This window comes from Paraclostridium benzoelyticum, assembly GCF_001006285.1.
Lineage (GTDB): Bacteria > Bacillota > Clostridia > Peptostreptococcales > Peptostreptococcaceae > Paraclostridium > Paraclostridium benzoelyticum.
This window is the reverse complement of the sequence record NZ_LBBT01000032.1, coordinates 1-4,602: the sequence shown is the minus strand read 5'-3', so window position 1 is coordinate 4,602 and position 4,602 is coordinate 1. Positions and strand designations below refer to the sequence as shown.

6 protein-coding genes are annotated in these 4,602 nt (G+C 28.5%); all 6 read right to left on the bottom strand.

The window, feature by feature from the left end; translation table 11 throughout:
- Positions 1–903: acetyl-CoA carboxylase carboxyltransferase subunit alpha (locus VN21_RS01700; RefSeq protein WP_052951947.1), on the bottom strand; the 903-nt coding region annotated here is incomplete at its 3' end.
- Positions 884–1,780, bottom strand: a complete 897-nt coding sequence (gene accD / locus VN21_RS01695) for an acetyl-CoA carboxylase, carboxyltransferase subunit beta (protein WP_046821742.1) — start codon at positions 1,778–1,780, stop codon at positions 884–886. The genes VN21_RS01700 and accD, both read right to left, overlap by 20 nt.
- An 18-nt stretch (positions 1,781–1,798) precedes the next feature.
- Positions 1,799–3,154, bottom strand: a complete 1,356-nt coding sequence (accC, locus tag VN21_RS01690; RefSeq protein ID WP_046821741.1) for an acetyl-CoA carboxylase biotin carboxylase subunit — start codon at positions 3,152–3,154, stop codon at positions 1,799–1,801.
- 13 nt (positions 3,155–3,167) lie between these two features.
- Entirely contained in the window at positions 3,168–3,641 is a 474-nt protein-coding gene (gene accB, locus VN21_RS01685) for an acetyl-CoA carboxylase biotin carboxyl carrier protein (RefSeq protein ID WP_046821740.1), read from the bottom strand.
- A 101-nt stretch (positions 3,642–3,742) separates the two neighbouring features.
- Entirely contained in the window at positions 3,743–4,312 is a 570-nt protein-coding gene (locus VN21_RS18335) for a hypothetical protein (RefSeq protein ID WP_052951946.1), read from the bottom strand.
- A 79-nt stretch (positions 4,313–4,391) separates the two neighbouring features.
- The coding region (locus tag VN21_RS18535; protein ID WP_046821739.1) for a hypothetical protein at positions 4,392–4,602 on the bottom strand (211 nt) is incomplete at its 5' end.

The window sequence follows — 4,602 nt, the reverse complement described above, 5'->3', positions numbered from 1 at the left end:
TTCATCATTAGAAAAATCTTTATAAAAATTTAATCTGTTTATTATATAATTTTTAATATCATTTGATACAGCTTCTAAATCACTATGAGCTGTACCAGGAGGTTCTTCTATAATATGATCTATTATTCCTAATTCTTTTAAATCTGAACTCGTAAGTTTCATTATTTCACTAGCATCTTTAGATTTAGATGCATCTTTAAATAGAATGCTTGATAATCCTTCAGGCGAAATAACTGAATAAACTGAGTTTTGAAGCATGGCTATCTCATTTGAAACACCTATCCCAAGTGCTCCTCCACTCCCCCCCTCTCCTATAACAATAGATAGTATAGGTACTTTAAGTGAACTCATTTCAAGTAAATTTTTTGCAATAGCTTCTCCTTGACCGCGTTCTTCAGCTTCTATTCCGCAAAATGCTCCTGGAGTATCTATAAAAGTAATTATTGGCCTATTAAACTTTTCAGCTTGTTTCATAAGTCTTAGAGCTTTTCTATATCCTTCTGGATGAGGCATTCCAAAGTTTCTTTTTATTTGTTCATTTATGTCTTTTCCCTTTTGATGTCCAATTAACGTAACTTCAAAATCTCCTATTTTTCCGATTCCTCCAATTATTGATGGATCATCTTTATAAAGTCTATCTCCATGGAGTTCTATGAATAAAGAACATATGTTCTTTATGTAATTTTCGGCATTTGGTCTCTTTATATCTCTACTTATAGAAACCTTATCCCATGCAGATAAATCTTTAGGGTTAGTAGTTTCAATATTTTTAAGTTTTATTTCCAATTTTTCTATTTCGCAACTTAAGTCTATATTGCTTTTATTTGATAGTTGTTTTAATTGTTTTATGCTTTCTTTTATCTTATTTATATCATTTTTCGAACTAATGTTCTGTGTGTGCAATTAAATCACCTTCTTTACAATAATTATAACCATGTAAGCTTAATAAGTTAAATAAAGTATCTTTCATTTGGTCTCTATTAACTATAAGATCTACAAAACCATGTTCTAATAAAAACTCAGATGTTTGAAAGCCTTTAGGTAAATCTTGTTTAATAGTTTGTTTTATAACCCTTGGGCCAGCAAAAGCAATCAAAGCATTAGGTTCTGCTATAATTATATCCCCTAGCGTTGCAAAACTAGCAGTAACTCCTCCTGTAGTAGGATTAGTAAGTATAGATATATATAAAAGACCTGCATCTGACAACTTAGACAGTGCTTGAGATGTTTTTGCCATTTGCATAAGAGAAACCATACCTTCTTGCATTCTAGCTCCTCCAGATGCACAACAAATTAACACAGGGAGTTTATTATCAATAGCGTATTCTATAGATTGAGTAATTTTTTCTCCAACTATTGCTCCCATACTTCCCATCATAAATTTAGGATTCATTACACATAAAACGACTTCTACACCATGTATAAGCCCTTTACCAGTTATAACAGCTTCTTTTTCGTTTGTAGCATTTTTATACTTTGATATCTTACTCTCATAGTCGGGGAAGTTTAATATGTTTTTAAATTCTAAATCATAATCAAATTCTTCAAAACTATTTTCATCTAATAACAATTGAATTCTTTTTCTAGCAGAAAAATCATAGTGTTTATTACACTTTGGACATATATTAAAATTTTCTTCAATATCTTTTCTAAATACTTGGCTTTTGCAAGTTTCACAATAAATCCAAAACTTATCATCTACACTATTTTCTTTAAAATTCTGATTTAAATGAACAACTGCATAGTTTTGACCTTTTCTATTTAAGAACTTCTTAATCATAATCAAAATCTCCTTAACTTAAGCGTTTAAGCTTTTTATAAAACTAGTTTCTATAAATTTAGTATGATGAGTATTATCAATAAACTCATTAGAATTTATAAGTTGTTTTTGAAAATCTATGTTAGTAGTAACTCCCTCTATGATTATCTCATCTAAAGCTCTATTCATTCTACGTATACATTCTTCTCTACTGTCAGCTATACAAATTAACTTCCCTAACATAGAATCATATATAGGTGGTACTGTATATCCAGGATATATAAATGTATCAAATCTTACTCCGAATCCTCCTGGTATATGAATAGACTCAATCTTTCCTGGACATGGTCTAAAATCATTATCAGAGTCTTCCGCATTTATTCTACACTCAATGGCATGACCTTTAAATTTAATCTCATTTTGTTTAAATGGTATTTCTTTTCCACTAGCAATAAGTAGCTGTAAGTTTATAAGGTCTATACCTGTTATCATTTCTGTTACAGGATGTTCAACTTGTATTCTAGTGTTCATCTCAATAAAATAAAAATTCTTATCTCTATCTACAATAAATTCTATAGTCCCTGCTCCAACATAACCTATACCTTTAGTTACTTTTACAGCTGTATCATATAGTTTTTTCCTCTGATTGTCATCTAGATAAACACTTAAAGATTCCTCTATAAGTTTTTGGTTTCTTCTTTGCATAGAGCAGTCTCTATCTCCAAGATGTATTGCATTATTTAAGCTATCTCCAAATACTTGAACTTCTATATGTCTTGGATTTTCAATATATTTTTCCATATATAAAGAGCTATCTCCAAATGAAGATAATGCTTCTGCTTTTGCTATATCAAATAAAGAATCAAATTCACTTTCATTATAAATTATTCGCATACCCTTACCGCCGCCTCCACTAGAAGCTTTTATCATAACTGGGTATCCAATAGTTTTAGCTAATTTTTTAGCTTCGTCTTTATCCTCTAAAATTGATTTAGATCCAGGAACAACTGGAACATCTAAATTAATCATCGTTTCACGTGCTTTTGATTTGTTTCCCATTAGCTCTATTTGATTAGGTGTAGGTCCAACAAAGATTATATTGTTATCAATACATGCTTTAGCAAACTTAGCATTTTCTGATAAAAAACCAAATCCCGGATGTATAGCATCACAATTCATTTTTTTTGCTAAGTATATTATATTATCGATATTGTTGTAACTTTTACTTATATTATTAGGTCCTATACATATAGATTCATCAGCTAAGTACCTGTGTAAACTTTCTTTATCTATTTCAGAGTATATAGCAACAGTTTCTATGTTTAGTTCTTTACATGTACGAATTATTCTAACTGCTATATCTCCTCTATTTGCAATTAATAATCTTTTAATCATAAACTGCCTCCTATTAAATTGTTTTTATTTTAAATATAGCCTGATTATATTCTACTAAATCTTCGTTAGATACTAATATCTCAACTACTTCGCCATCTACATCACTATTTATCTCATTCATAAGTTTCATAGCTTCAATTATACAAAGAGTATCTCCTTTAGAAACCTTGTCTCCTACTTTTACAAAAGTACTTGATTCTGGACTTGATGCTTCATAATAAGTTCCCATTATAGGAGCTTTAATTACATGAATATTGTCATTATTAGCATCTAAATCCATAGAAGTTTCTTCTTTATTAGCTTCACTATATGTGCTATTTACTTCTGCTAGTTTAAGTTCTTCTTTTTTATTTTCTACTGTTTTTGTATTTGTAGGAATTTCCCCTTTAGATACTTCCAAAATAAAGTTCTCATCTTTTAAGTTTACATATGTCAAATTAGTTTTATCTATAGTCAATAATAATTCTTTTATCTCATTTACTTTCATAATTACCTCCTCGTATTATTACCTGGTACTAACATTATATCACAAAAAATGGTTTTGCAAAGTAAAAAGTGCTACTTTTATAAAAAGTAGCACTTTTATTTTTATTCGATTCTTTGTTCTATACTTTCTAACTCTTGAATAGTAAGACCTGTAATTTCGCATATAAATTTTTTATCAGCTCCTTTTAATAGGAGTTCTACAGCCATATCTATTTTAGTTTTCATAAGATTTTTATTAGCTTCTTCATTTTTTACAATTGTTTTTTTATTTTCTATTACTTGAACTGCTTGAGAAAACTTTGTATTTAACTCTTTTTTATTACCTATGAAACTTGAATAATATTTAAATAAAATAAATATAGCTGGAATAATAAAAAATAATTTAGATCCTATAAATCCAATTAAAGTTGTTAGTATAACTATAGTCTTATTTATATCTGGTAAATTTTTATTTTTTGAGAAAGATTCAAGAATTCCTAAAATTGTTATGGCTATACATAGAGGAAGCAATGTATAACTTGCTAAAACCCCTCCTAAGCCTATTGAATCTATATTGTGGAGAATATTGCCATAAACCGCCATGTACCCGTTTAAATATGCACACATACATGCTATAAGACCTATAATTCCACCGAGTGATTGTGTATACCAATTAAAAAAAGATTTGTCCATAATCATTCCCCCGTAATTTAATAATATCCCTATATAAGATATTATTCACTTAATATTATTTGTATTAACTAAATTTTATTTACCTTAAGGTTTTTAAGGCATCTTCTAAAAACTTTGTATCGTTATTTCCTTTTTCCTTTTCTATATCTATAAGTTTCTTAGTTAAGTTTTGAGCATTATTTAAGTTATTATTATCTATAGATTCGAAAATTTGTTTTAAAATGAAGTAAGATTCCTCGTCAACAGTGTTAGAATTAAACTTGTTATAATAATATATACACATAATACTC

What these genes read in the sequence shown, in the direction of transcription:
- accD (WP_046821742.1), bottom strand. Translation starts at nt 1,780, where the DNA reads ATGATTAAGAAGTTCTTAAATAGAAAAGGTCAAAACTATGCAGTTGTT.
- accC (WP_046821741.1), bottom strand. Translation starts at nt 3,154, where the DNA reads ATGATTAAAAGATTATTAATTGCAAATAGAGGAGATATAGCAGTTAGA.
- accB (WP_046821740.1), bottom strand. Translation starts at nt 3,641, where the DNA reads ATGAAAGTAAATGAGATAAAAGAATTATTATTGACTATAGATAAAACT.
- VN21_RS18335 (WP_052951946.1), bottom strand. Translation starts at nt 4,312, where the DNA reads ATGGACAAATCTTTTTTTAATTGGTATACACAATCACTCGGTGGAATT.